The organism is Actinomyces sp. zg296 (assembly GCF_009829695.1).
In the GTDB taxonomy this organism is placed as follows: domain Bacteria; phylum Actinomycetota; class Actinomycetes; order Actinomycetales; family Actinomycetaceae; genus Actinomyces; species Actinomyces marmotae.
In genome coordinates, this window is the sequence record NZ_VWPG01000010.1 from 61,015 (window position 1) to 86,168 (window position 25,154).

At 73.1% G+C, this 25,154-nt stretch carries 22 protein-coding genes and 1 rRNA gene; 3 read left to right on the forward strand and 20 right to left on the reverse strand.

All coding sequences use genetic code 11. The annotated features are described in order from the left end of the window. Nucleotides 1-53: 53 nt before the first annotated feature. Both GVV76_RS08610 and GVV76_RS08615 read left to right on the forward strand, forming a co-directional pair. Complete coding sequence (locus tag GVV76_RS08610; RefSeq protein ID WP_159626403.1) at nt 54-1,010, forward strand: ABC transporter ATP-binding protein; 957 nt, start codon at nt 54-56, stop codon at nt 1,008-1,010. Nucleotides 1,011-1,051: 41 nt separating this feature from the next. Continuing rightward, on the forward strand, nt 1,052-2,692 hold the full coding sequence (locus GVV76_RS08615) for a hypothetical protein (RefSeq protein ID WP_159626405.1): 1,641 nt from the start codon (nt 1,052-1,054) through the stop codon (nt 2,690-2,692). Nucleotides 2,693-2,909: 217 nt separating this feature from the next. On the opposite strand, the gene GVV76_RS08620 is transcribed toward GVV76_RS08615, so the two are convergent. The 8 genes from GVV76_RS08620 to GVV76_RS08655 all read right to left on the reverse strand — a co-directional run bounded on the left by GVV76_RS08620 (nt 2,910) and on the right by GVV76_RS08655 (nt 10,441). After that, on the reverse strand, nt 2,910-3,287 hold the full coding sequence (locus GVV76_RS08620; RefSeq protein ID WP_159626407.1) for a metal-sulfur cluster assembly factor: 378 nt from the start codon (nt 3,285-3,287) through the stop codon (nt 2,910-2,912). A 79-nt stretch (nt 3,288-3,366) separates the two neighbouring features. After that, nucleotides 3,367-3,831 (reverse strand): Fe-S cluster assembly sulfur transfer protein SufU, encoded by a 465-nt coding sequence (sufU, locus tag GVV76_RS08625; RefSeq protein WP_159626409.1) that lies wholly within the window; start codon nt 3,829-3,831, stop codon nt 3,367-3,369. Nucleotides 3,832-3,836: 5 nt separating this feature from the next. Then, nucleotides 3,837-5,204 (reverse strand): aminotransferase class V-fold PLP-dependent enzyme, encoded by a 1,368-nt coding sequence (locus GVV76_RS08630; protein WP_159626440.1) that lies wholly within the window; start codon nt 5,202-5,204, stop codon nt 3,837-3,839. A gap of 4 nt (nt 5,205-5,208) precedes the next feature. Beyond that, entirely contained in the window at nt 5,209-5,958 is a 750-nt protein-coding gene (gene sufC / locus GVV76_RS08635) for a Fe-S cluster assembly ATPase SufC (protein ID WP_159523290.1), read from the reverse strand. Between the two features lie 70 nt (nt 5,959-6,028). Further along, nucleotides 6,029-7,279, reverse strand: a complete 1,251-nt coding sequence (sufD, locus tag GVV76_RS08640; RefSeq protein WP_159626411.1) for a Fe-S cluster assembly protein SufD — start codon at nt 7,277-7,279, stop codon at nt 6,029-6,031. Nucleotides 7,280-7,328: 49 nt separating this feature from the next. Continuing rightward, complete coding sequence (sufB, locus tag GVV76_RS08645; protein ID WP_159523294.1) at nt 7,329-8,768, reverse strand: Fe-S cluster assembly protein SufB; 1,440 nt, start codon at nt 8,766-8,768, stop codon at nt 7,329-7,331. Continuing rightward, a complete protein-coding gene (locus GVV76_RS08650) occupies nt 8,765-9,523 on the reverse strand; it encodes a helix-turn-helix transcriptional regulator (protein ID WP_159523296.1) in 759 nt (252 codons plus the stop codon). The genes sufB and GVV76_RS08650 overlap by 4 nt, the downstream gene beginning before the upstream one ends. Before the next feature lie 234 nt (nt 9,524-9,757). Beyond that, nucleotides 9,758-10,441 carry an NUDIX domain-containing protein gene (locus GVV76_RS08655; RefSeq protein ID WP_159523298.1) on the reverse strand — a complete coding sequence of 228 codons (684 nt, stop codon included), beginning with the start codon at nt 10,439-10,441 and terminating at the stop codon, nt 9,758-9,760. A 185-nt stretch (nt 10,442-10,626) separates the two neighbouring features. On the opposite strand from GVV76_RS08655, the gene GVV76_RS08660 reads away from it, so the two are divergent. After that, nucleotides 10,627-11,481, forward strand: a complete 855-nt coding sequence (locus GVV76_RS08660) for an inositol monophosphatase family protein (protein WP_159626413.1) — start codon at nt 10,627-10,629, stop codon at nt 11,479-11,481. Here the strand turns inward: GVV76_RS08660 and GVV76_RS08665 are convergent. The 12 genes from GVV76_RS08665 to rrf form a co-directional block, all read right to left on the reverse strand. Beyond that, on the reverse strand, nt 11,478-12,617 hold the full coding sequence (locus tag GVV76_RS08665; protein ID WP_159626415.1) for a glycosyltransferase family 4 protein: 1,140 nt from the start codon (nt 12,615-12,617) through the stop codon (nt 11,478-11,480). The two genes, GVV76_RS08660 and GVV76_RS08665, sit on opposite strands and share 4 nt — an antisense overlap. Further along, nucleotides 12,614-14,320: a murein biosynthesis integral membrane protein MurJ gene (gene murJ / locus GVV76_RS08670; protein ID WP_159626417.1), complete on the reverse strand. Its 1,707-nt coding sequence runs from the start codon at nt 14,318-14,320 to the stop codon at nt 12,614-12,616. The genes GVV76_RS08665 and murJ overlap by 4 nt, the downstream gene beginning before the upstream one ends. After that, a complete protein-coding gene (locus GVV76_RS08675; protein ID WP_236263343.1) occupies nt 14,317-15,264 on the reverse strand; it encodes a hypothetical protein in 948 nt (315 codons plus the stop codon). Before GVV76_RS08675 ends, murJ begins: the two co-directional genes overlap by 4 nt. Before the next feature lie 92 nt (nt 15,265-15,356). Next, nucleotides 15,357-16,286 carry a copper transporter gene (locus GVV76_RS08680; RefSeq protein ID WP_159626419.1) on the reverse strand — a complete coding sequence of 310 codons (930 nt, stop codon included), beginning with the start codon at nt 16,284-16,286 and terminating at the stop codon, nt 15,357-15,359. 46 nt (nt 16,287-16,332) lie between these two features. Next, on the reverse strand, nt 16,333-17,535 hold the full coding sequence (steA, locus tag GVV76_RS08685; protein WP_159626422.1) for a putative cytokinetic ring protein SteA: 1,203 nt from the start codon (nt 17,533-17,535) through the stop codon (nt 16,333-16,335). Next, nucleotides 17,532-19,361, reverse strand: a complete 1,830-nt coding sequence (gene recN, locus GVV76_RS08690; RefSeq protein ID WP_159626424.1) for a DNA repair protein RecN — start codon at nt 19,359-19,361, stop codon at nt 17,532-17,534. The genes steA and recN overlap by 4 nt, the downstream gene beginning before the upstream one ends. Then, complete coding sequence (locus GVV76_RS08695; RefSeq protein WP_159524628.1) at nt 19,358-20,224, reverse strand: NAD kinase; 867 nt, start codon at nt 20,222-20,224, stop codon at nt 19,358-19,360. The genes recN and GVV76_RS08695 overlap by 4 nt, the downstream gene beginning before the upstream one ends. Nucleotides 20,225-20,274: 50 nt before the next feature. Then, nucleotides 20,275-21,144, reverse strand: a complete 870-nt coding sequence (locus GVV76_RS08700) for a TlyA family RNA methyltransferase (RefSeq protein WP_159626426.1) — start codon at nt 21,142-21,144, stop codon at nt 20,275-20,277. A gap of 8 nt (nt 21,145-21,152) precedes the next feature. Then, nucleotides 21,153-21,383 carry a hypothetical protein gene (locus GVV76_RS08705; protein WP_159626428.1) on the reverse strand — a complete coding sequence of 77 codons (231 nt, stop codon included), beginning with the start codon at nt 21,381-21,383 and terminating at the stop codon, nt 21,153-21,155. A gap of 13 nt (nt 21,384-21,396) precedes the next feature. Further along, nucleotides 21,397-22,449, reverse strand: a complete 1,053-nt coding sequence (locus GVV76_RS08710) for an HAD-IIA family hydrolase (RefSeq protein WP_159626430.1) — start codon at nt 22,447-22,449, stop codon at nt 21,397-21,399. Beyond that, nucleotides 22,446-23,933 (reverse strand): hypothetical protein, encoded by a 1,488-nt coding sequence (locus GVV76_RS10670; RefSeq protein WP_328703568.1) that lies wholly within the window; start codon nt 23,931-23,933, stop codon nt 22,446-22,448. Before GVV76_RS10670 ends, GVV76_RS08710 begins: the two co-directional genes overlap by 4 nt. 1,093 nt (nt 23,934-25,026) lie before the next feature. Continuing rightward, nucleotides 25,027-25,144, reverse strand: a 5S ribosomal RNA gene (gene rrf, locus GVV76_RS08720). Between the last annotated feature and the right edge of the window lie 10 nt (nt 25,145-25,154).

Here is a 25,154-nt window from a genome sequence, read left to right on the forward strand (position 1 = left end):
CGGCCGCACACTGGGCTTGCGTGCGACGCGGCGTCACACCCGACGCTAGGGGCATGCGAGCATCCGATCCCCCAGCCATCGAGGTCACGGGCCTGGTGAAGGCCTTCGGGCGCCACAGGGCGCTGGACGGGCTCAACCTGACGGTCCCCCCGGGGCAGATCCACGGGTTCCTGGGTCCCAACGGGGCGGGCAAGTCCACGACGATCCGCGTGCTGCTCGGCATGTACCGGCGCGACGCCGGAAGCGCGCGCGTGCTCGGCCTCGATCCCGCGCGAGACGCGCGGATGATCACCAGAAGGAGCGCCTACGTGCCCGGCGACGTCGCCCTGTGGCCGGGCCTGACCGGCGGCCAGGCGCTCGATGCCCTGGCGGGCCTGCGCGGCGCCCGGGATCAGCGCCGCGAGGCCGAGCTCATCGAGGCCTTCCGGCTCGACCCCTCTAAGCCCATGCGTTCCTACTCCAAGGGAAACCGTCAGAAGGTCATGCTCGTGGCCGCCCTGGCGGCGCCCTGCGAGTTGCTCATCCTCGACGAGCCGACCTCCGGGCTCGATCCCCTCCAATCGGAGGTCTTCGTCGAGGCGGTGGGTCAGGCCGCGGGCCAGGGACGGACCGTCCTCATGTCGAGCCACATCATGGCGGAGGTGGATCGGCTGTGCGACGCGGTGACGATCGTCAAGGACGGCCGCGCCGTCGAATCCGGGTCCATGTCCGAACTGCGCCATCTCAGATCGTCGCGCATCACCTGCCGTCTGCCTCAGGGCAGCCGCGTGGACCCTGCCTGGGAACCTCGTGGCGGGCCCGCTCACGGCGCCTCCGACGACTTGCCCGCGCATCAGTCCCCGTCCTCGCCCGCTCCCGACGCCGATGGACGCTTCACCGCGTCGGTGCCCGCTGAGCGGGTGGCGGGGCTCCTGACCGCCCTGATCGATGCGGGTGCCCAGGAGATCACCTGCGCGCCGGTCTCGCTCGACGAGGTCTTCCTCGAGCACTACCAGGCGGGTGCTCGATGAGCCCGCACCGTCTTCGCGGGCCGCACGCGTGGAGCGCCCACATGCGGCTGCGTCTGCGCACCGAGCGCGCCTGGCTCGTCACCCTGCCCGCAGTGGTCCTGGTGCTCACCGCGCTTTTGTGCCCCAGCTACGGCACCACCTACAGCGATCAGGCCGCCATGGCGAGAGCGGTGGCGTCGGCCCGCGCCAACGACACCATTCTGCTGCTGTACGGAAGTCTCGCTCATGGAGCCGGCCCCGTGCAGATGGCCGTATGGGAGTTGGGAGCGATGACCTGCCTGGGGATCGGCGTCGTCGTCGTGTTTTACGCGGCGGCTCTCACACGGGGTGAAGAGGACCGGGGACGCGCCGAAATCCTGCACGCCGCATCCGTGGGGCCGGCGCGGCGAGTCCTAGGGCAGGCCCTCACACTCGCCCTGCTCAGCGCACTCATCGCGGCCGGTGCGGGCACGGGACTGCTCGCTCTCGACGGAGTCTCCCTAGCCGACGCCCGCGCCTATGGGACGGCGGTGGGGCTCACCTGCCTACTGCTCGCCGCGCTCGCCCATCTCGTCGGCCAGATCGCCTCCGACGCCCCGGGCGCCCGTGGTCTGGGGCTGGCCGTCCTAGCGGCGGCTTACCTCATCTACGGGCTCTCCTGCTCCCAGGACTCGGGGTGGGCAGATGTGCTCGGCCGCGTCTCCCCTTTCCATCTTCGCCAGGCCATCTCACCAGGCGGGCAGAACGCCTGGGGGCCCGTGCTATGGGGAGGCTGCGCGTGGATGCTCCTCGTCATCATCACCATGCTGACCGCCCGGCTAAGGGACCTGGGGCAGGGGCTTATCACCATGCGTTCGCCGCGCGCGGGCCGCCCTTTGGGCGTCAGCGGTCCTGTGCTTCTCGCGCTGCGTCTGGCGCGGGGCGGCATCACCGTGTGGGCGCTCGCGCTGTCGGCGGGCGTCTGGCTGCTCATCGACATGGGTGGGGATCTCGTGGCTCGCGCTCAGGAGGGCGCGTTCGACCCCGGCAGCGGCATGGGGGCGATTCTCGGCGGTAGCGACGACGTCGGCGAGGCTTTCCTGGGATACGTCGGCTCCCTCATCGGCGCGCTCGCCGCCCTCCATGCGGTGTCGCTGGCCAATCGCGCGGGCGCCGATGAGTTGGTGGGGCGCGCGGAAGTACTGGCCTCGACCGGCGTTCGACCCGCCCGGCTGCTGCTCGCCTGGTGGTGCGCCGCCGCGGTCGGATCAGGGCTCGCCCTGTGCTGCGCCACCGTGTCGGCGGCCGGCGTCGGGGGCGGCGCGCTGGGAACCAGTACCCGTGATGCGATCCGTCTGGTGGCCGGGCAGTGGCCCGCGTCGGTCGCCGCGGCGTCGGTCGCCACCGCCATCTGCGCGTTCCTGCCCCGCTGGCGCGGCATGGCCTGGTTGGCGCCGCCGATCTGCGTGGGCCTCATCCAGTTCGGCGCCACGATCGGCGTGCCGGAGCGCGTCCGCGCCGCCAATCCTCTGGCGCAGGCCGGCCGGCCCGGCTCGTGGTGGTTGCTCTGCGCATCCGTGATGATGATCGGAATCGCCGTCGTGCGCATAAGGCGCCGTGACCTCGCGCTGGCGTCCTCATCCCGCTCACGCCGCCGCCATCCCCATGGCATCCGACCATTAACCGCGCTTCACCGAAAGGAACAACGAACAAGCGCGCCGTGATCGTCGTCGAGCCCTGCTTCGGCGCTACGCGGAGGCCGCGAGCGGCGGAGCGCTCGTCTGCGGCCAGATCGAAAGGGCCCAGCCTGGGGCGCCGAACTGGCCCGCGATGAGGACCACCGCCCCGGTGCATCAGCGACCGGCGCGCCCGGGTGAACCGGTCTCGATCCTCATTTCGACCGGTCTCGGCACTGTTTTCGACCGGTCTCGATCCGAGGGGTCAGACGTTGAAGCCCAGCGCCCGCAGCTGCTCGCGGCCCTCGGGGGTGATCTTGTCCGGGCCCCACGGCGGCAGCCACACCCACTGGATGCGCACCTTGTCGGCGATGAGGGCGAGGGCCTGCTGGGCCTGCTCCTCGATGACATCGGTGAGCGGGCAGGCGGCGGTCGTCAGAGTCATGTCGAGAACGACCGTCCCGTCGGGGTCGAAGGAGACGCCGTAGAGGAGGCCCAGGTCCACGACGTTGATCCCGAGCTCGGGGTCGATAACGTCGCGCAGCGCCTCCTCAATGGCGGCGACGTCCACGTCGGGAGGGACGGGGGTGGGCGGGTGCTGGGCGGCCATCGGGTTGGCGGCGGTGGTCGGGTGGTCGGTCATGATCCCTCCTGGGAGGCGTCCGGGGTCGGGTGGGTCGGCGCGGGGCGCGTTCTTCGCGCGGCCCGCTCGGTGCCGCGAGTCAGTCCTCGACGGCGGGCAGGGCGATCCCCGCCTGAGCGAGCGCGTCCTTGAGGGCCATCCAGCCCAGGAGCGCGCATTTGACGCGGTTGGGGTACTTCGAGACGCCCTCCAGGGCGGCGGCGTCCTCCAGGGCGTCGAGGACCGTCCCGTCGACGCCCCGCCCGCGCGAGTGCATGAGTTCATCGAAGTCCCGGGAGAGCCTGGCGACCGTCGCCAGGTCAGCGCCATCGATGAGATCGTGCATGATCGAGATCGAGGCCTGGGAGATCGAGCAGCCCTCGCCCTTCCAGCCCACGGCCACCAGGCGCCCATCCTCGACCCTCAGCCCCAGGTCCACCTCGTCCCCACAGGTGGGGTTCACCTGGTGGCTGAGGCCGGCGGGATCAGCGGGCAGACCCTCGCCGTGCCGCTCACGGGAGTGGTCGAGGATGACCTGCTGGTAGAGCTGGTCGAGTTCGTTCATGGCCGTCACCTCCGGAAATAGGACTGGACACCGGCCGCGGCCTCAAGGAAGCGGTCGATCTCCTCGATGGTGGTCGTCGGGCCGAAGGACACGCGCGAGGAGGCGTGGATCCCGAAATGCGCGTGGATCGGCTGGGCGCAGTGGTGGCCGGTGCGCACGGCGACACCGGCGGCGTCAAGGACCTGGCCCACGTCGTGGGGATGGACCCCCTCGATCGTGAAGGCGATGACGCCGAGGCGGTCGGTGGTGTCGTCGGGCCCGATGATCCGCAGGTCGGGGATGCGCCTCATGCCATCGAGCGCGTGGGCGGTGAGCTCGGCCTCGCGGGCGCGCAGGCGGTCCATGCCCAGGATCCCGAGGTAGTCGACGGCGGTGTGCCAGCCCGCGGCCTGGGCGAGGGGCTGGCTGCCGGCCTCGAAGCGCGCCGGGGGCGGCATGTAGGTGGAGGACTCCATGGCCACGACCTCGATCATGGAGCCGCCGGTGAGGACGGGCGGCATCGCGTCGAGGAGCTCCTCGGTGGCCACGAGCGCGCCCACGCCGGTGGGACCGCACATCTTGTGGCTGGACAGCGCCATCGCGTCGACGCCGGCCGCGGCCAGCGCGGCGAAGTCAAGCGGGATGTGCGGCGCGGTCTGGCAGGTGTCGAGCACGACGATCGGCTCGCGGCCCCCGGCGCGGCCGGCGGCCCGGGCGGCGTCGAGGATGGGGCCCAGGGGCGCCAGGGCGCCGGTGACGTTGGAGGCGTGGCCGAGGGCGAGGACCCGCGTGCGTTCGGTGATGACACCGAGGGTGGCCAGGTCGATGCGGCCGGCGTCGTCGAGGTCGAGCCAGCGCAGGGCGGCGCCTGTGCGGGCGGCAAGCTCCTGCCAGGGCACGAGGTTGGCGTGGTGCTCGGCCCGGGTGACGACGATCTCGTCCCCGGGGCCCAGGGCGAGCCGACGCGCGGGGTCCGCCTCAGAGGCCGCGCCGGGCCCCCCGGCGGCGGGGCGGGAGAGGCTGGCGTGCCCGATGGCCAGGGCCACGAGGTTGATCGCCTCGGTGGCGTTCTTCGTGAAGACGAGCTGGTCGGCCCGGGCCCCCACGAAGGCGGCGATCGCCTCGCGGGCGTCCTCCAGGGAGGCGGTGGCCTCATCGGCGAGCTGGTAGGTAGAGCGCCCGGCCGCGCCGTTGCTCATCCTGTAGAACACGGCCTCGGCGTCCAGCACGCACTGCGGCTTCTGCGCGGTGGCGGCCCAGTCGAGGTAGGCGAGCTCGCGCCCGTTGCGCGCGGGGCGCCCCAGGTAGGGGAAGTCCTTGCGGGCACGGGCCACCTCCACCGCGCTCAGCGGCTCGGCGTCGGGGGAGTCAGTCGGTGTGAGGGCGCGCATGATCAACTCACTTGAGGTAGCGGTCGTAGCCCTCTTCCTCGAGCCGGTCGGCCAGGTCGGGGCCGCCCTGCTCGGCCACGCGGCCATCGACGAACACGTGGACGAAGTCGGGCTTGATGTAGCGCAGGATCCGCGTGTAGTGCGTGATGAGGAGGAATCCGGCGTCGGAGGTCTCGTGCAGGCGGTTGACGCCCTCGGAGACGATGCGCAGCGCGTCGACGTCGAGCCCGGAGTCGGTCTCGTCCAGCACGGCGAATCGCGGCTTGAACAACTCCATCTGGAGGATCTCGAAGCGCTTCTTCTCACCCCCGGAGAACCCGGCGTTGACGTCGCGCTGATTGAAGGACGGGTCCATGCGCAGCCGCTCCATGGCTGAGCCGACCTCGCCGACCCACTGGCGCACCTTGGGGGCCTGGCCGTCGATCGCGGTCTTGGCGGTGCGCAGGAAGTTGGCCACGGAGACGCCCGGGACCTCAACGGGGTACTGCATGGCCAGGAAGAGGCCGGCGCGGGCGCGCTCGTCCACGCTGAGGGACAGCAGGTCCTCGCCGTCGAGCAAGACCTGGCCGTCGGTGACCTCGTAGTCGGGATGGCCCGCAATGGAGTAGGCCAGGGTGGACTTTCCCGAGCCATTGGGGCCCATGATCGCGTGGATCTCGTCAGAGCCGATGGTCAGGTCGACGCCCTTGAGGATGGGCTTGGGGCCGTCGTTGGTGGAGACCTGGACGTGGAGGTTGATGATCTCGAGGGTGCTCATGAGTTTCTTCTGCTGCCTTCTGATGCCTGATGGATGCGCGCCTTGCGCTGGGTGATTCGGGGACGGGCGCTCACGGCTGCTCGTCAACTGGGGCGTCGGGGCCCGCCGAGATGAGGCCGGTGAGTTCGAGCTCGTGCTCGATGGCCGTCATAAGGCGCTCCTCGACTTCGGGCACGCCGATCTCGGAGACGATCTCGTTGAAGAAGCCCAGGACGACGAGGCGCCGGGCCTCGGCCTCGGGGATACCGCGGGCGCGCAGGTAGAACAACTGGACGTCGTCAAAGCGGCCGGTGGCCGAGGCGTGGCCCGCGCCCTCGATGTTGCCGTTCTCGATCTCGAGGTTGGGGATGGAGTCGGCCTTGGCCCCCTCGGTGAGGACGAGGTTGCGGTTGAGCTCGTAGGTGTCGGTGCCGCGAGCCCCGGCCCCGATGAGGCAGTCCCCCACCCAGACGGCGTGGGCGCCGTCGCCCTGGAGGGCGCCCTTGTAGGTGACCCGGGAGTAGCAGTGCGGCTCGGTGTGGGCCACGTAGGGGCGGTGCTCCTGGTGCTGGCCGGCATCGGTGAAGTAGACGCCGTAGGCGTCGATGCGCCCGCCCTCACCGCTGAAGCCGAGGTCGGGGGCGATGCGCGTGTCCCCGCCCAGGGAGACGACGACGTGCTTGAGGGCGCCGCGCCCCTGCACGCGAGCGCGGTGGTTGGAGGCGTGGACGGCGGCGTCATCCCACCCCTGGACGGTGACGACGGTGAGCTCCGCGCCGTCGGCGACGACGATCTCCACCGTCTGGGTCAGGGCGGCGGCACCGGTGTGGTCGAGGATGACGGTGCCGGTGGAGCCGGGCTCGGCGGTGATGAGCAGGTGCTGGGCGCTGGGGTGGGCCAGCTCGGCGTCATCGCCGCGGATCGCCACTCGCGCGGCGCGCTCGAGGCGGGCGCCCGCGCTCAGCGTGATGGCGGTGGCGGCGGGGAAGGCGGCCCAGGCGACGACGCCCGTGCGGTCCACGGGCGCGCCGATCGCTCCCAGGCGCGCGTCGTCCCGGGCGAGCTCCTCGACGACCACGCCGTCGGGGGCGTCGACGCCGGTGCTCACGACCCCGGCCCGGGTGCCGGAGGCGACCGCGTCGAGATCGAACAGGGGGGCGAAGCGCTTAATCGGGGTGAAGCGCCACTCCTCCTCTCGCCCTCGGGGCACGGGGATGTCCGCGGGGTCGAAGGAGGTGGGGCGGTCGGCCCGGGAGGCCACGTAGCGGGGCCGCGCGGCGGCGCCGTGGCTGTGGGAGCCCTGGGCGGTGGCGCGCGAGTGGTCGGTGCGCAGGTCGGTCATGTCGTGTTCCTGATAGGGGTGGGTGATGGGCTCGGCGAGGCGGGGGCCGTCAGCCGACCGAGTTCTCCATCTGGAGCTCGATGAGGCGGTTGAGCTCGAGGGCGTACTCCATGGGCAGCTCGCGGGCGATGGGCTCGACGAAGCCCCGGACGATGGTGGCCATCGCCTCGGTCTCCGTCAGCCCGCGCTGCATGAGGTAGAAGAGTTGGTCCGCGCTGACCTTGGAGACGGTGGCCTCGTGGCCCATCTCGACGTCGTCGGTGCGCACATCCACGTAGGGGTAGGTGTCCGAGCGGGAGATCTCGTCGACCAGCAGGGCGTCGCACAGCACGTTGGACTTGGAGTGCCGCGCGTTCTTCATGATCTGCACCAGGCCCCGGTAGGCGGAGCGGCCGCCGTGGCGGGCGATGGACTTCGAGACGATGTGGCTCGAGGTGTGCGGCGCCATGTGGACCATCTTGGCGCCGGTGTCCTGATGCTGACCCTCGCCGGCGAAGGCGATGGACAGGGCCTCTCCGCGGGCATGGGGGCCCATGAGGAAGACGGCCGGGTACTTCATGTTGCGCTTGGACCCGATGTTGCCGTCGACCCATTCCATGGTGGCGCCCTCGGCACAGGTGGCGCGCTGGGTGACGAGGTTGTAGACGTTGTTGGACCAGTTCTGGATGGTCGTGTAGCGCACGCGGGCGTTCTTCTTCACCACGATCTCCACGATCGCCGAGTGCAGGGAGTCGGTGGAGTAGATCGGGGCGGTGCACCCCTCGACGTAATGGACGTAGGAGTCCTCGTCGGCGATGATGAGCGTGCGCTCGAACTGGCCCATGTTCTCGGTGTTGATGCGGAAGTAGGCCTGCAGCGGGATCTCCACGTGCACGCCCTTGGGGACGTAGATGAACGACCCCCCGGACCACACGGCCGTGTTGAGGGCGGCGAACTTGTTGTCACCGGCGGGCACGACGGAGCCGAAGTACTCGCGCACGAGCTCGGGGTACTCGCGCACGGCGGTGTCGGTGTCGACGAAGATGACGCCCTGCTCCTCCAGGTCACCGCGGATCTGGTGGTAGACGACCTCGGACTCGTACTGGGCGGCGACGCCGGCGACGAGCCTCTCGCGCTCGGCCTCGGGGATGCCGATGCGGTCGTAGGTGTTCTTGATGTCCTCGGGCAGGTCGTCCCAGGAGTTTGCGGGCCGGTCCGTGGAGCGCACGTAGTACTTGACGGCGTCCATGTCGAGTTGGGACAGGTCCACGCCCCAGGTGGGCATGGGCTTGCGCTCGAAGGTCTCGTAGGCCTTGAGGCGCTTCGCGAGCATCCACTCGGGCTCACCCTTGATCGCGGAGATCTCCCGGACGACTTGCTCGTCGAGGCCGCGCTTGGCGTTGGCGCCGGCCTCGTCTGAGTCATGCCAACCGAAGTCGTAGGACGCCGAGATCGAGTCGATGATCTCGTCGTCGCTGCGCGCGGCTGGCTCGGTCGTGGTTGACGTCATCGGGTTCCTTCCGTTCGCTGGGGCCGGTTGCCTCGCGTGTGAGCGATGGTCCGCGCGGCGCGCTTGCGCAGCGCGGGCATGACGATGGGCACGTGCGTGGTGCACACGTGGTCTCCCCCGGCCAGGGTAGCCAGGCGCTGGACGGGCACGCCGAGCAGCCGGGAGAAGGCCTGGGTCTCAGCGTCGCACAACTCGTGGAACTGACCGGCGACGTCGCGCACCGGGCAGTGACCCTGGCAGAGCTGGACGGCGAAGGTGCCGTCGCCGACGTCGCGGATCGTGGCGGCGTACCCGTCCGCGGAGAGGGCGTCGGCCAGGGCCATGGCCCGGTCGGCCGGGTCCTTGCCCGCCGCCTCGACGATGCGCATGTAGCGGCGCTCGAGGTCCCGTCCGCGGGAGGCGGCGAAGGAGCCGACGGCCTTGTCCCCCGCGACCTGCGACAGGTAGCTCAGGGCCCGGGTGGCGAGGTCGGAGTAGCCCTCGCCGAGGTTCGTGCGCGCCGACGCCGTGGCGACGTAGTGGCGCGCGGGGCGCCCGCGGCCGCGCTTGCCCACGCCCGTGGGGGTGTGGACGGCGATCTGGCCGTTGTCCTCCAGGGCGGTGATGTGGCGGCGCACGGCGGCGGGCGTGAGGTGGAGGATGGCGGCGAGCTGGGCGGCGGAGACGGGCCCCTTCTCAACGATGAGGTCGAGGACCTTGACGCGGGTGGACTCGTCATCCGCGGGAGCGCCCGGGCCGATCGGACTCGGGCTCATCGGACTTACAGGACTCACGCTTCCCCCTCTCCCGTCCCTCGCACTGCGCGCGGGCGCCACCGAGGCGCCCAGGGCGCCGTCGGCCTGGCACCCATTTTAAGCATCATCTTTGTGCCTAAATTGGAGCAGCGCAACTTGATGACGCCGTGGCGCAACGTGGCATGGCGCACGCCTGACCACCTGAGCCAGGAGTCCTCGCCCCATGCCGCGCGAGGACCTGAAGTCCTACGCGCGTCACATGCTCTCGGGGCTGCGCATCCAGGGGGCGTCAGCGGGGCGCAGTCCCTCATAGCCGCGCTTCCGGGCGCGCTCGGCGGCGAGGACCCCCGCGACAGTGGAGGGGTTGTGGAGCCGCCCGCCCATGACGGCGTCGAGCACGTCGTCGAAGCGGAACCAGGTGGGATCGAACTCGGCCTCCTCGGCCTCGCGCTCGGCGCGCTCCTCGACAGGGATCGGATGCAGGCCCCGGGCGAGGAAGCAGCGCACGCCCTCGGTGGTGAAGCCGGGCGAGGCGTAGAAGTCGATGAGCGCGTCCCAGCGCTCGGCCGCGTGGTCGGTCTCCTCGGCGAGCTCGCGGGCGGCGGCGATGACCGGGTCCTCACCGGGGATGTCCAGCAGGCCGGCGGGGATCTCCCACAGGGCGGCCCGCACGGGGTGGCGGTACTGGCGGACCATGAGGATCTCGGCCGCGCCGTCGGGTTGGGAGGACTCCTCGGCCTCTCTGAGGGCGACGATGCTGACGGCGTCGTGGTGGGCGATGGTCTGGCGGCGGATGGGCTCGGAGGCGCCCGGGGACAGGCGGATCATCTCGTCGTCGACGGCGCAGATGGGGCCGGTCCATACGCGCTGGGCGCTCAGCACCTCCCGGGCGTCGCGCTCATCGGCGGGGCCGCCTGCGGCCTTGTTCTGGCGGGTCATCTGGGCCTCCATCGGGACTACGGTTGGCGCCCCCATTGTGCCCTCTCCCCGCCCTCCCCTCAGCGAGACCGGTCTCGATCCTGATAACGACCGGTCTCGCTGAGGATAGGATCGGATCACGGACGCGCACGCGTCCGCGCACGCGGATGTGGACGCGGAGGGACGCGGTAGGACGAGGGGGAGCGATGAGCACCGGGGGGCTGGATCTGGACCTTCTGCTGGGCGCGGCCCGCGAGGCTGTCCTCGCCGCGGCCGCCTTCGCCCTCGATCCGGGCGCCGAGCCGCGGGTCGAGACCAAGCAGCATGCCAAGGACCTGGTCACCCAGGTGGATCGCGGTGCGGAGCGGATCATCGCCGAGCGCCTCGCGCCCACCGGCATCCCCCTGCACGGCGAGGAGCAGCACCGCGTCGAGGGCTTCGAGGAGCACGCCGGCCCGGCCTGGGTGGTCGACCCGATCGACGGCACGACGAACTACGTGGCCACGCACCGCGACTGGGCGGTCTCGCTCGCCCTGGTCGACGGCGGCGCCCCGGTGCTCGCGGTCCTCGCCGATCCTGTGGCAGGCCGTCTCATGACGGCGATCGCGGGGCGGGGGGCCTGGGTGGGCCCGCTTCGGTCGGCCGGCGGTGGCCGTGACGATGAGCCGATCCCCATCGCGCCGGACCTGGCGCTGGAGCGGGGCGCGGCGATCGTCCCGTTCAGCGCGCTCAGAGGCGTGCCCGGGGCCGGCGGCGTCGTGAGCGCCGCGCTGGCGGCTCGCGCCTACGGCTCGGCCGCCCTGGAGATCGCCGAGGTGGCCCGGGGCGGGGCGGTGGCCTTCCTGCACGGCGGCCTCAAGCCCTGGGACATGGCCGCGGCGGTCCTCCTCGCCCGGGAGGCGGGCGCGCTCGTCACCAGGGTGGACGGCTCCGCCCTGGACGCGCGCCGCGCCGGATCAGTGCTCGCGGCGACGCCGTCGGCGCACGCCCGCGTGCTGGAGATCCTGGCGCGGGCCCGCGACGCCGGTGGCGGGGCCGGCGATCCCGCGCCCTGGGCCTAGGCGCCAGGGGCCAGGACGGCGATCAGCTGGGCGAGCAGGTCCGCGGAGGTGGGCAGCCCGGCGGCGGCGTCGCGCGCCCGGCCCCTCCACTCCCGCCGAGCGGCGGGATCATCCAGGAGCCGGCCGACGGCGTCGGCGATGGCAGGGGCCTCGGGCGCCACCAGAACGGCGCCCCCGCGCGCCGTGACGCCCGTGCCCCCCACATCGGTGGCGATGATGGCGGCGCCCGCCCTCAGCGCCTCCTGGATGGTCAGCGGCTGCCCCTCCCACAGGCTGGTCTGGACGACGACGTCGACCGAGGCCATGAGCGCGCGGGCATCCTCGCGCCGCCCGAGCAGGGTCACGGGCAGGCGCTCAGCGTCGATGCGGGTCTGCAGAGCCGGGCGCTCGGGCCCCTCCCCCGCGACGAGCCAGGTCAGCGGCGCGCCATCCCCCTCAGCGCGCCGGGCGAGGATCGAGGCGGCATCGAGCAGGAGGGCGAGGCCCTTCTGGGGGGCCAGGCGGGCCACGGTCAGGATGAGGGGGCCGCCCGCTCCCGCCAGCGCCTCGGCCGCGCCGCGGCCTTCCTCCCCACGGTTCTTGCCGGCATCCCCCGCGGCCTCCTCGGGCGCGGGGATGATGGCGAGCAGGGCGCTACCCGCCCCGCGAGCGCGGGCCCGCTCGACGAGGTCGGGACTGACGCCGAGCACAACATCGGCCCGCCTGGCCACGAGCTTTTCGAGGCGATCCCCTACGAGTTGGGTGAGGCGCCCGCCGACGGGCAGGTTGTGAAGGGTGACGACCAGGCGCGCCCGCCCACCGCGGCGCCGGCCGAGGGCGAGGGCCGCCACTGAGCCCGCGCGCAGGCCGTGGGCGTGGACGACGTCGGCGCCCTGGGCGAGGGCCGCCAGGCGGCGCACCGCTGAGCGGTCGGAGAGCGCGGGCCGGGGCCCGATGCTGAGGACGGCCCGGCGGGCGGCCCCGGTATCGAGGCCCTCCAGGACCTGTGTCGGCGCGGCGACGATCACCTCGTGGTCGGCGCCGCTCAGGGCCCGGGAGCACTGGCCGAGGTGCGCGCGCACTCCCCCGGCGGCGCTCCCACTGACCTCGACGACGCGCATGGGCCGCGTCCCAGCGATCCCGATCATCCCGGTCATCTCCTCCCCCGGCGCAGCGCTCCCAGGGCCTGGGGGCAGACGATGTGCGCGGCGGTGATCGTGGCGAGGGCGGCCAGGAGCGCCCAGGCGCCGGAGAGCAGGATCTGGGACCAGGGCGCGCCGGTCATCTGGCTGAGCGCCCGCCCGGCCCACCCGGAGGCTGCCGCGACCGGGGCCCCGGCGAGGATGACCCTGGCGATGGGGCGCAGCACCGAGGCTTCCAGGCAGCGGGCCAGGGCCGTCAGAAGGCCGATGCCCGCGATCGTCATGCCGATGCTGGTGCCGATGCCCAGTGCCTTCAGCGTGGCGGGGCCGTCCGCCCCGCCCGGGGCGAGCAGTCGCACGGCGGCCGTGGACAGGGCGGCCGCCGCGGCCCAGCCCAGCGCGGTGGCGCGCGCGGCCCAGCGCGCGCCACCAGCGGCGAAGAGGACGCGAGTGACCTGGTGGATGAGGCCGAAGCCGACGATGCCGGGGGCGAGGCAGACCAGGGCGGCGGACATCCCTCGCACGTCGTCGGTCAGGAGCGCGAAGAACGCCTCGGCCCCGGTGCTCGCCGCCAGGAGCATCGCCATGCCGGCCAGGGAGACGCTGGTGACCAGGGCGGTGGAGTCACCGCACAGCCCCAGGGCCTCCTCACGCCGGCTCCGCGCGTGCCTGCCCGGCGCGCTCGCCTCGGCCCGGGCGGGGGCCGGGCCCGGTGGGCGGGCGGCCTCCTCGCCGAGCAGCCCCGCGATCCTCGGGTACAGGACGGTGGCGACGGGAACGACGAGCACGGCGTAAGGCAGCACCCAGATGGCCTGTGTGTACTGGTAGACGGCAATGGTGCCGCTGACTCCCCCGGAGCGGGCGAGGATGGGCACCAGGAGCATGAAGGCCTGCTGGGCGACCAGCGCGGTGATGCCGGCGGTGGCCAGGCTCCAGGCGCGCCGGCGGGTGGCGGCGTCGAGGCGGAGTGTGGGCCGCAGGTCGATGTCGAGGCGGGAGGCGGGGATGAGGAGGGGGAGGCTGAGGGCGGCCACGCCCAGCGTGGTCCCCCAGCCGAGGACGAGCAGCCCAGCCGAGTCGGCGCTGCACGTCCACTGGCCCGCCCCCTCGGGGGTGATGGCCCCGTAGAGGGCGTAGGCGGCCATGACGACGAGGCTCGACAGGATCGGGGTGATGGCGGGCCAGGCGAAGCGCCGGTGCGCCTGGAGGACGCCGGTCAGGACGACGCCGATGCCGTAGAGCGGCACTTGGAGGGCGAACATGCGCAGGAAGTCGGCGACGAGTCGCGTTTGGAAGGCGGGGTCGGCGTCGGCTGAGGTGGGGAAGAGCGCGGCGATGGGGTCGGCGAGGACGGCGAGGAGGATGCCCAGGGGCACGAGGATGGCCAGGACGATGCTGAGCATCGCGGAGGCGGTTCGGGAGACCGCCTCGCGGTCGCCTGCCATGATGGCGCTGGCCAGGAGGGGGACGATGGTGGCGGCCAGGGCCCCGCCGACGACGACCTCGTACAGGACGTTGGGGACCTGGTTGGCGGTGGCGTACGCCCCGGCGACGGCGCCTGTGCCGACGGTCGCGGCCTGCGCGATCCAGCGCAGGAATCCGAGCGCGCGGGAGATGAGGGTGAGTCCCGCGACGCCGCCGACGACGCCCGCCAGGCCTCGCCGCGCCCCGGCGTCCTCGCCCTCGGCGCGCGCGTCAGCGGCTGCCCCGTCCGTCATCGGTTCCGGCGCCCCAGGGCGTCCAGCGCGGCCAGGGCCGGGGTGGAGTCGATGACGTGTGAGAAGGACACGCGCTCGCTGGCCAGGATGAGGGCGACGCCGGTGACCGCCGCCCCATGGCGGAAGGCTCGCGAGGGGGCGGCGGCGAGGGCGGCGCCGACCAGGGCGCCGAGGGAGTTGGCACCGGTGTCGCCGAGCATGGTGCGCTCGCCGAGGTCCTCGGGCGCGGATGCGGCGGCGACCCCGAGGGCGCTGGCGGCCAGGGCGCGGGTGGGGGCCGCCGCCTGGCCGGGCCAGGCGAGGAGGGGGGCCGAGATGAGCGCGCTGGCCTTGAGGGCGCGCCCGGGGCGCAGGTCGAGGAGGTTGTGGACGTTGGCCCAGGCGCCGATGACGGTGGCGCTAACCGCGGTGTCGGCGACGAGCGCGCGCGGCCGGGCGGCCGGGGCCCGGCGCCTGGCGAGGAGGGCGCCGCTGATGAGCGCGCCGGAGCCGATGATGGCGATCTTGAGGGCGCCCGTGGTGACGCGCCCCCTCCAGAGGGCGCCGAGGTGGCCGGCCAGGCCCTTGGCGGGGGCCTGGCCGTCGTGGGCGCCGGCGTCGAGATCGTCGATGAGCCCGGCGGCTCCTCCGGCGGAGGCGGCGATGACGGCGGCCGCGCCGGAGCGGGCGGTGAGCGCGCTCGGCCGGGCGAGCGCGCCCGCGCGCCCGGCCGCCGCGGTGGCGCCGATGGCGGTGGCGATGCCTCCTCGCAGTGAGACCGTGCGCCCTTGGTAGTTGGGGCGCTCAAGCCGCCTGCACCTGGGCAGGGCTCGCAGGAGCGCGGAGGCCCCGGCGCTCCAGGCGAGGCCGCTCGTCGCGGCGGCGATCGCCTGGCGGGCGGGCGAGGCCTCGCCGCGAGGGCGGCTCGGGCGGCGGCTGCCTCTCGGGGGCGGTGCGGCGGTCATGGGCCCAGGCTACCGGCCGCGGGGCGCGCCGCTGGCGCATTGACGGGTCCCGGGTGGCCTCAGGGCGGCCAGGGCGGTCAATGCCCCGCGGCTCAGCCCTTGGAGGGGATGGGGGGCATGACGGCGTCGGCACCGTCATCGAAGCCGTAGGAGCCTCGCGTCCCGCCTAGGACGGCGGCGATGGCCAGCGGCGCGGAGACGGCGGCGCTCGCCTGGCCCACGGAGTCGATCGTGGTCGCCTTGGCCTTCTTCTCGCGCATGACGGCGACGATGTCGCGCTCGTCGTCGGCCCCTCCGACGATGACGGCGGGCCCTCCCGCGGCCACGCCGGTGAGCGCCGCCGCCCAGGCCGTGCCGGTGGCATCGGCGCCGGGAGTCGGGGTGGCGCCCGCGGCGCCGGCCTGGGCCGAGCGCGGCCCCACGACCACTACGGCGTCGGCCTTGGTCATGAGCTGGGAGTTGACGGTCATGAGGGGCGTGTCCGAGGCGGTGAGCAGGTCGCGCAGCGCGGTGGCGCTGGAGTCGTCCGTGGTCAGGGCCTTGGCCAGGCCCTCGCCCAGGATCCCGTTGGGGTCCTTGGACACGGCCTGGCCCAGGTTGCCGGCGAACTGGCCCGAGTAGGCCGAGCGGAATGACTCCCGGCTGGGATCTGTCCACACCGAGGTCAGGGTCACGCGCCCGGTGGTCTTGCCGCCCGCGGCCTCGATCTGGGAGGTGACGAGCTGGACATCCTCGTCCTGGGCGTCGGGCAGCGCCACGATGGCGACGCTGCGGCCGCTCAGCGTTCCAGGCAGGTAGGAAGCCGCGGCGGCGGTGATGTAGGCGTCGCGATCGTTGAGAGCCGCCGAGGCGGTCTCCAGCTGGGCGTGCGTGGCATTGCGGTCCTCGCGCAGCGACTCCACCTGGTTGTGCAGGGCGTCGCCCAGCGAGTTCTGCAGGGGTCCCGCGCCCAGGACGATCCCGACGGCCAGGGCGAGGAAGACCGAGATGAGGGAGACCAGGTGGTAGCGGAAGTCGATCATGTTGCGTTCCTTGCGTGCATCGACGGATTGCGCGGGTCGCGGATCGTCACAGGGACGGGGTTGCCGGGGACAGGCCCACGAGAGACCTCAGGAAGTTGATGAAATCATCCCAGGTGGCGCCGAAGAGGCCAAGGAAGGTCTGACCGGCGGGGGTGGACTGGAGCGCCGCCCACAGGGCGAGCAGCCCCGCGAGGGCCAGGAAGAACAGGTGCCAGCTGGAGATGCGGGTGCGGTAGAGCCGTGAGACGCCTTTGGCGTCGATGAGGCGTCCTCCGACCTTGAGACGGGTCAGGAAGGTGGAGGACATGCCGGCCCTGCCCTTATCGAGGAACTCCAGGAGGGTGGCGTGGGTGCCCAGGGCGACGATGAGCTCGGCGTCGGCCTCATCGGCCATGAGCATGGCGATGTCCTCGCTGGTGCCCGTGGCCGAGAACACCACGTGGTCGACGCCGAGGGCCTCCACTCGGGCGAGGCCGGGGGCGCGCCCATCGCGGTAGGCGTGGACGACGATCTCCGCGCCGCTGCGCAGCGCCTTGTCCGAGACGGAGTCCATGTCGCCCACGATCATGGTCGGCTTGAACCCGGCCTCGATGACGGCATCGGCCCCGCCGTCGACGCCGATGATGACGGGCTTGCAGTCGCGGATGTAGGCGCGCAGGGCCTTAAGGTCCTCCTTGTAGGAGTAGCCGCGCACGACGACCAGCACGTGCTTGCCCGCCATGGAGGTGCGGATCTCGGGCATGCCGATCCCGTTGAGCAGCAGGTCGCGCTCGCGCTTCATGTACTCCATGGTGTTGCCGGCGAAGGCCTCGAGCTGGACGGCCAGGCCCTCCTTGGCCGCCTCCATGGAGGCCTCCACGCTCGCGGGCGTCTGCACGGTCCCCTCGGCGACGATCGCCTCCTCGCCCTCGAGGCGCACCGCGCCGTCGGTGACGGTGATCCGATCGCCCTCGCGCAGCCGCATGATGTCAGCGCCCAGGCCATCGACGAGGGGGATCCCGGCGTCCACGAGGATCCCGGGCCCGAGGTTCGGGTATCGGCCGGAGACGGACGGCGCGGCGTTAAGCACTGCGGCGGGCCGCTTCTCCACGAGGGACTCGGCGGCCACCCGGTCCAGGTCCGAGTGGTCGATGACGGCGATGTCGCCAGGGTTGAGGCGCTTAACCAGGTCCTTGGTGCGGGCATCGACGCGGACGACGCCGACTGGCTGGCCGTCCGGGGAGGAGTGCTTGTGGAACGGGAACCTCACGCGCTCGATTCTGCCATGGAGGCCTCTGCCAGGAGTTCCGCGGCGTGCCGCAGGGCCGCCTCGGAATCGTCGTGGCCGGACAGCATCCGCGCCAACTCGCGCTCGCGGTCAGCCCCTGTGACCCGGGTGACCCGCGTGCGCGTGGTCCTCGTCCTGTCGCCGGGGTGATCGCCGTCCGGGGCGCCGCCGCCTGCCGGGGTCTCCTTGTGGACGACGAGGTGGGTGTCGGCCCAGGCGGCCACCTGCGCCAGGTGAGTGACGACGATGACCTGGTGGCCGCGGGCCAGTCGGGCCAGTCGCCGCCCGATCTCGCGCGCGGCCTTCCCGCCGACGCCGGCGTCGATCTCGTCGAACACGAAGGCGCGGGCGTGCTCCCGATACGGTGCCGCGCCGCCGTCCCGCGCGCCGGGGGCGGGCTCGATCCTGGTGGCGTCGGCCAGGACGACCTCCAGGGCCAGCATGATCCGGGAGAGCTCTCCACCGGAGGCTCCCTTGCCCAGCGGCATGGGGGTCGCGCCGGGATGCGGCGCCAGCAGCAGGGAGACCGCCTCGGCGCCGGTGGGCCCGGGCTCGTCGAGCGCTTCGAGGCCGACGACGAGCCTGGCCCCGCTCATCCGCAGGCCCTCGAGCTCGACGGTGACGGATTCCTGGAGGCGCTCGGCCAGCGCGGCCCGGGCGGCGCTCAGCTCGGTGGCGGTCGAGTCGAGCTCGGCCTGGGCCCGCGTGAGCGCCTGCTTGAGCCCCTCGGCGCCGTCGGAGGGCCCGTCGATGCGGGCGAGGCGGTCGGCGGCGCTGCGGCCCCACTCCAGGAGGGCGTCGACGCCGTCGATCCGCTCCTCGGCACCACCGGTCTCACGGCACAGGCGAGTCAACTCGGCGCGGCGCTGGTTGACCCAGGCCAGGCGCGCTGGGTCGGCATCGAGGGCGGAGAGGTAGGAGCCCAGGTCGGCACCGATGTCAGCGCTGAGGATGCCGAGCTGGCGGATCCTGGCCGCGAGCTCGGTCAGGGCGGGGTCGAGGCCGTCGACGCCGGCCAGGGCGCGCCCGGCGGCCGCGATGAGGGAGGCGGCGTCGACAGCCTCCGAGCCGCCCGCGGCCGGATCGGCGTCGGCGCTCAGGGCGGCGGCCGCGGCGGTCGCGGCCAGGCGCAGGTCCTCGGCGTGCTCCAGGCGGCTGGCCTCGGCCTCCAGGGCGCCATCCTCCCCGGGGGCGGGGTCGGCGGCCTCGATGGCCTCCAGCCAGGCGCGCAGGCGGGCGGCCTCCTCAGCGCGCGCCTGGGATCCGGCCTGCCACTGCGCCAATTCCTCGGCGGCGCGCGCCCGCCGCCGGTAGGCGTGGGCGTAGCGCCGGCACAGGGCGGCGTGCTCGGCCCCGCCGAGGGAGTCCAGGGCGGCGCGCTGGGCGGCGGCGGAGCGCAGGCGCAGCTGATCGGCCTGCCCGTGGACGGCCACGAGCCGCGCCCCGACCTCGCCCAGGACGGATGAGGGCACCGAGCGCCCCCCGAGGTGGGCTCGTGAGCGGCCCTCGGCGGGTACGGCGCGCGTGGCGATGAGCAGGTCGTCGTCGAGCTCGGCGCCGGCCTCGGCGGCGCGGCGGCCGGCCGGCGAATCGGGGTCGATGAGGAAGGCACCCTCGACGAGGGCCCGCTGGGCGCCGGCGCGCACGACAGCGGCCTCGGCGCGCTGGCCCAGGAGCAGTCCCAGGGAGGTGAGCACCATGGTCTTGCCGGCGCCGGTCTCACCGGTCAGCGCGGTCAGGCCGGGGCCGAAGCGCAGCTCAGCGGATTCGATGATCCCCAGGTCCTCGATGCTCAGCGACTCGATCAACGGCCCAGCCCGTTCTCGCTGGCCGCCCGCCATCCTTGCACGGGCAGATCGAATTTGCGCACGAGCCGGCGGGAGAAGGGGGCGTTGTTGAGCCGCGCCAGGCGCACGGGGCGCTCCGCGCGGGTGACGCGGATGCGGCTGCCCGCGACGACGTCGAGGCTGCGGCGCCCATCGCACCAGATCTCGGCGCCGTCGAAGCCTGTGGAGTCGACGACGACCTCCAGGCAGGAGGACGGCGCCACGACGAGGGGACGGGTGAACAGGGCGTGGGCGGCCATGGGGATCAGGAGGAGGGCCTCGACCTCGGGCCAGATGATGGGCCCGCCCAGGGAGAAGGCGTAGGCGGTCGAGCCGGTGGGAGTCGAGATGACCAGGCCGTCGCAGCCGAAGGAGGAGACGGCCTGCCCATCGACGCCGACGGCCAGCTCGAGCATGCGCGCGCGGTCGCGCTTCTCCAGGGCGGCCTCGTTAAGCGCCCAACCGTGCTGGATGGCCCCCTCGGGGCTCTCCACGGTCACCTCTAGGGTCATGCGCTCCTCGACGGTGTACCGCCCGGCGACGAGCGCGGCGACGACGTGCTCAACGGCGTCGGGATCCGCCTCGGCGAGGAAGCCGACGTGCCCGGTGTTGATGCCCATGAGGGGCACGTCCTTGTCGCGGGCGATCTGACTGGCGCGCAGGATGGTGCCATCGCCGCCCAGCACGAGGACGAGGTCGATGTCGCCTGAGAAGCGGTGGTCGACGGACTCCACGCCGTGATCGCGCAGGGCGGCCTCGGCGCGCGCCCCAACCGTGGCCGTGGAGGCGGAGCGCCGCTGCCCGGGCGGCACGGGCTGGTCGTTGACGTCGCGCCTAACCACCATGACGCGCGCGATCCCGTGGTCGCGCCGCCGGTCCGGGGCTGTCGGTGCGTTCATCGGCTGGTCGTCCTCCCTCGTCTGGAGCCCTTGCCATCGGGGCCCTCGGCGACGGCGCGCCCGGCCTCGGCGATCAGGTCTTCGCCGGTCAGGTCCTCGCCGATCCCGGCACCGCCGGCGCGCATGGACAGAAAGTACTCGACGTTGCCCGAGGGGCCCGGCAGGGGCGAGGCGGTGATGGCGTCGATGCCGAGCCCCAGGCTGTGGGCGCGCTCGGCGACGGTGAGGATCGTCTCGAGGCGCAACTCGGGATCCCGGACCACTCCCCCGTGCCCGAGCCTGTCCTTGCCGATCTCGAACTGGGGCTTGACCATGAGGAGCAGGTCGGCGTCGTGGGCGGCGGCCCGCAGGAGGGGTTCCAGGACGAGGGTCAGGGAGATGAAGGACAGGTCGCCCACCACGAGCCCGGGCGCTGGGGCGACGGCGGCGGGGTCGAGGGTGCGCACGTTCGTGCGGTCTAGGACCCGCACGCGGGGGTCGGATTGGAGGGACCAGGCGAGCTGGCCGTAGCCGACGTCGACGGCGACGACGCTGGCCGCGCCGCGCCGAAGGAGCACGTCCGTGAAGCCGCCGGTGGAGGCTCCGGCATCCAGGCACCGGCGCCCCTCCACCACCGGGGCGAGGCCCCTGGCCCCCAGGGCGTCGAGCGCCCCGGCGAGTTTGTGGGCGCCCCGGGAGACGTAGTCGTCCCCGCTGGGGGTGATGACCTCGATGGCCTGCGCTGGGTCGACCTGGCGGGCGGGCTTGGTGACGATGGCGCCGTCGAGGGTGACGCGGCCGTCGGTGATGAGCTGTGCGGCATGGGCGCGCGAGCGGGCGGCGCCGCGCCGAACGAGCTCGGAGTCGATGCGGATGAGCCGTGCCATGGGCCGCCTCAGCCCTCGGCCAGACGCAGGGCGGAGCGGAGGTCCTCGGCGAGGTCCGCCAGCCCCTGGGCCCGCGCCTCCAGCGGCTCCTCGGCGAGCGCGCCGAGCCGCTCGGCGACGCCGGCGCCCTCCTGGGAGGCCGCGGCGAGGCGCTGCTCGCGGGGAGGGGCAGGCAGTGGTGCGGCGGGGATCGCCCCGCTGGGCCCATGGACGGGGCCTGGCGCGTGCTCAGTGCTCATCTGGGATACCCGTTCAGGCCGCGACAGTGATCTCGGGGAGGCTGAGCGCCTGGGCGCCCGCCTGGGAGCCGTCGGCGCTGGCCCAGGCGGCGGCGGCGAGCGCGCGGTAGGCGTCGAGGGTCACGGTGATAGGGCTCTGGAGGGGGCCGGCCCCGGCGAGCTCGAGGCGATCGCCGCTCACGCGGGCGCGCTCCCGGCCGACGCCCCACCAGGCCCCGTCGCGCATGGGCTCGGGGTGGGCCTCGATGAGGCCGCGCAGATCGGTGTGGAGGAAGGCGGGGCGCTCGGCGGGGTCGGCCAGGATGACGTCGCGGGCGGTGTTCACCCCGGTGAGCACGTGAAGACCGGGGATGCCCGCGGAGCGGGCCCCGACGTGGTCGGTGTTGAGCCGGTCCCCCACGGCGATGGGGCGCGTGGCGCCGCTGCGGGCCAGGGCGCGCTCGTAGATGCCGGGGAAGGGCTTGCCTCCGGCCAAGGCCTCCTTGCCGGAGGCGTGGGCGATGGCCGCCACGAGGCTGCCGTTGCCCAGGGCGAAGCCGCGCTCGGTGGGCAGGGTGGCATCGAGGTTGGTGGCCACGTGCAGGGCCCCGGCCGTGATCGCGTAGAGGCCCTCGGAGAGCATGGCCCAGTCGACGGCGGGGTCCCAGCCCTGGACGACGGCGGCCGGGCGGTCCGCGGCGGTGTCGGTGAGGGTGAAGCCCTCATCGAGGAGAGCCTGGCGCACGCCGTCGCCACCGACGACGAGGCACAGCGAGCCCGGGGCGAGGCGCTCGGTGAGCATGACGGCCGCGTCCATGGCGGCGCTGAAGACCTCGCCGGGCTCGGCCTGGATGTCATTGGCGCGCAACTTGTCGACAACGGCGCGCGGGGCCCGCGAGGCGTTGTTGGTGACGAAACTGAGGCGCATGCCCGCGGCCCGGGCCGCGTTGACGGAGTCGGCGGCGTGCGGGACACGGGCCGCGCCGGCGAAGCAGACGCCGTCGAGGTCGAGCAGGGCGCCGTCGTAGGCGCTGGCCAGGGGGGAGGCGCTCCCCAGAAGTCCCGGGGGCAGGGGTGCGGGGCTCATGCCTGCGCCTCCTCGCCGTGGGCGCCGTCGGAGTCCTGAGCCGCGCAAGTGCCCGCGTCGGCGGGGATGCCGTGGGACTGGAGGTGCTCGATGAGCTCGTCCTCAATGGCGTCGGCGCCACGGGGGGCGCTGAGGCCCTCGGGGGCGCGCTCACTGGCGCGATCGACGACGTCGCCGGGATCTGAGGCCTCGGTGGCATCGATGTCATCGGTGGGGGCCTCGGCGAGGCTCTCCTCCTGCTCGGAGCGATCGGCCGACTCGGGCTCGTCGGTCGCGGCGGCCTGGGCCGCGCGCTCCTCCTCGAACTCTTCCTCGACGTCGTAGACCTCAACGTCCGGCTCGGCGGCCTCGGGGGCCTCGCCGATGCGCTCGCGAATGGCGTCGGCCTCCGGGCCGCGCCCGAGGTCCTCGAGGCGGTCGGCTCGTACGGAGTGGAGCCGGCGCAGGGTCTCCCGGTCCCCACGGAAGAGGCGGATCGCGTCCTCGACGACGACGAGTCCGAGCTCGTCCTGACCCATCTCGTGGCGCACGCCGGAGACGACCATGGCGATCTCGGCCTCCTCGACGTCGTCGAGTTGCTTGGGGTCGGCCTCCGCGGCTGCCTTGAGGGCCTGGTTGTAGCGACCGAGGGCCCGCTCGCAGTCGGCCTCGATGGCGCGGTGGAGGTCGAGGCCGGAGAGCCGGCGCGCGGCGCGGATGTCGCGCAGGGCGTCGGAGAAGTGCTCGGAGAGGTAGGCGGCGATACCCGCCGCCTCGCGGACCACGGCGATCCTGCCCGCGTGGGAGGCGGCGTAGCGGGCGTGCTCGTAGGCCGCGGCGGGGTCGGTGTCGAGAAGGCGCTGAACCATCACCAGGTGCTTGGCCACGTTCTCAGCGTTCGCCCGCCCGAGTGCCCGCAACTCGCGCCTCGCGGAGGCGTCGAGCTGCGCCGGCTGGACGTCGTCGGGAACGCGGGGCTCAGGGACCCTGTTGCGCTGGGGGGCGCGAGCGCCGCCCGCTACGGGGCGGCCGTAGCGGCGGTCGCCCCCGAAACGCCCGTCACGAGAACCCCCGGCCCCCGCCCGGCGATCATCGCCGAAGCGGTGAGGGCGGCGATCCGAGCGGTCCCCACGCTCCGGGCGCTCGCCATAGCCGCGATCGCGGTAGCCCCCGTCACGGTAGCGGTCCTCACCTGAGCGGTACGAGCCCCGCCCACCATCACGATAGCCCCCGTCACCGTAGCGGTCCTCACCTGAGCGGTACGAGCCCCGCCGCCCGTCCCGGCGATCATCGCCGGAGCGGTAGGAGGATCGGCGCTCGGAGCCGTCCCCGTGGCCGCCATCGCGGTAACTCCCTGAGCGCTCATCGGACCGGTAGGAGCGGCGCTGCTGGCGCCCGCCGTCGAAGCGGTCGCCACCCCGGGCTCCGAAGCCATGGCGGTCGCCACGCGCACCGCCTGATCGGTGCCCGCCTTCGTTCCTGTGATACGCCCTGTCGTGAGCCATGGTCCTTCTTCCTGTGGCTGACTGCCGGGGAACCCCGCAGTCCTTCTGGCGCAAGCCTACTCAGGGCGCGTGGCGTGCCGCGCATGCGGGATGGGTGAGATGCGCCCCCAAGCCAGGCCCGGCAGCCTCATGCTCACCCACGGGAAAAAGCCCTCAAACACGCCGCGGGTGGTGGGCGGGGTGCCGGCCACTCTTTAGGCCCTCTTGCCGGGCGCGGGGTGACGAAGCGGGGCAACAAAAAAGGGAGGGGCCCGGGCCCCGAGCCCCGTCGCCTGAGCCATCTCGCCCGTCGAATGTGGGCGGGATCGTGCGGCAGCGTCGTTGGCTGCTGCGGGGTGGGGGCATGTGGGCGCGCGTGGGTCCGCGAAGGGCGCGGGCGCGGGAAGGGCGCGTGTGCGGGTGGGATCGTGCGTGGGAGCGCGGACGCGCGGGCGAGGCGCGGGCCAGCACGAGCCAGGCCCGACCCCGGGGTACCGCCCCCCGGGATACCGCCCCACCCCACACAAACCGCCCCACCCCCGGGATACCGTCTCACCCCCGGGATACCGTCTCACCCCCGGGATACCGTCTCACCCCCGGGATACCGTCTCACCCCCGCAGATACGGCCTCAAACTGCGAGAATGAGGGCGCAACGCCGGGCCGAGACGGTATCTGGAGGCCGAGACCGCAACGCCGGGCCGAGACGGTATCCCCGGGGCCAGGCGGTATCCCCGGGGGTGAGGCGGTATCCCCGGGCCCAGGCTCCCGCCTGGAACCCCCGGGTGGTGGGCGGGGTACCGACCACTACCTGAACCCTCTTGCCAGACGCGAGGAAGCAAAGCGGGGCAACAAAAAAAAGGGGGGCCCCAGCCCCCCCCACCGCCGGGACCCCCGCCCCCCCCCCTAAAAGGGGTCCTCGCCCGCCCCCGGGCGCGCAGACGCAGGCCCGGGGACCCCCGGGGGTGGGGGGCACCAGAAGCAAGAAAAAGGGTGGTGGGTCCTGTCCTAGCGCTCAACACACCCCCTTCAAGACCTGCCGCACCGCTCAGCGATACAACACCCCTTAGGACGCGTGGAGCAACCCAGAACAGGGCCCACCACCATCATGTGTATGCCCGGCGGTGTCCTACTCTCCCGCCCCCTGGCAGGGACAGTACCATCGGCGCTGGGGGTCTTAGCTTCCGGGTTCGGAAAGGGAGCCGGGCGTGGCACCCCCGCTATGACCACCGGGACGTCTATCA

Bases quoted from the DNA above. Each gene is read 5' to 3' on its own strand.
- GVV76_RS08615 (WP_159626405.1), top strand. From the start codon at position 1,052: ATGCGGCTGCGTCTGCGCACCGAGCGCGCCTGGCTCGTCACCCTGCCC.
- GVV76_RS08655 (WP_159523298.1), bottom strand. From the start codon at position 10,441: ATGACCCGCCAGAACAAGGCCGCAGGCGGCCCCGCCGATGAGCGCGAC.
- murJ (WP_159626417.1), bottom strand. From the start codon at position 14,320: ATGACGGACGGGGCAGCCGCTGACGCGCGCGCCGAGGGCGAGGACGCC.
- GVV76_RS08680 (WP_159626419.1), bottom strand. From the start codon at position 16,286: ATGATCGACTTCCGCTACCACCTGGTCTCCCTCATCTCGGTCTTCCTC.
- GVV76_RS10670 (WP_328703568.1), bottom strand. From the start codon at position 23,933: ATGGCTCACGACAGGGCGTATCACAGGAACGAAGGCGGGCACCGATCA.
- sufU (WP_159626409.1), bottom strand. From the start codon at position 3,831: ATGAACGAACTCGACCAGCTCTACCAGCAGGTCATCCTCGACCACTCC.
- GVV76_RS08700 (WP_159626426.1), bottom strand. From the start codon at position 21,144: ATGGCACGGCTCATCCGCATCGACTCCGAGCTCGTTCGGCGCGGCGCC.
- GVV76_RS08650 (WP_159523296.1), bottom strand. From the start codon at position 9,523: ATGAGCCCGAGTCCGATCGGCCCGGGCGCTCCCGCGGATGACGAGTCC.
- sufD (WP_159626411.1), bottom strand. From the start codon at position 7,279: ATGACCGACCTGCGCACCGACCACTCGCGCGCCACCGCCCAGGGCTCC.
- GVV76_RS08665 (WP_159626415.1), bottom strand. From the start codon at position 12,617: ATGACCGGGATGATCGGGATCGCTGGGACGCGGCCCATGCGCGTCGTC.
- GVV76_RS08610 (WP_159626403.1), top strand. From the start codon at position 54: ATGCGAGCATCCGATCCCCCAGCCATCGAGGTCACGGGCCTGGTGAAG.
- GVV76_RS08710 (WP_159626430.1), bottom strand. From the start codon at position 22,449: ATGAGCCCCGCACCCCTGCCCCCGGGACTTCTGGGGAGCGCCTCCCCC.
- sufC (WP_159523290.1), bottom strand. From the start codon at position 5,958: ATGAGCACCCTCGAGATCATCAACCTCCACGTCCAGGTCTCCACCAAC.
- GVV76_RS08620 (WP_159626407.1), bottom strand. From the start codon at position 3,287: ATGACCGACCACCCGACCACCGCCGCCAACCCGATGGCCGCCCAGCAC.
- GVV76_RS08660 (WP_159626413.1), top strand. From the start codon at position 10,627: ATGAGCACCGGGGGGCTGGATCTGGACCTTCTGCTGGGCGCGGCCCGC.
- sufB (WP_159523294.1), bottom strand. From the start codon at position 8,768: ATGACGTCAACCACGACCGAGCCAGCCGCGCGCAGCGACGACGAGATC.
- GVV76_RS08695 (WP_159524628.1), bottom strand. From the start codon at position 20,224: ATGGTGGTTAGGCGCGACGTCAACGACCAGCCCGTGCCGCCCGGGCAG.
- GVV76_RS08705 (WP_159626428.1), bottom strand. From the start codon at position 21,383: ATGAGCACTGAGCACGCGCCAGGCCCCGTCCATGGGCCCAGCGGGGCG.
- GVV76_RS08675 (WP_236263343.1), bottom strand. From the start codon at position 15,264: ATGACCGCCGCACCGCCCCCGAGAGGCAGCCGCCGCCCGAGCCGCCCT.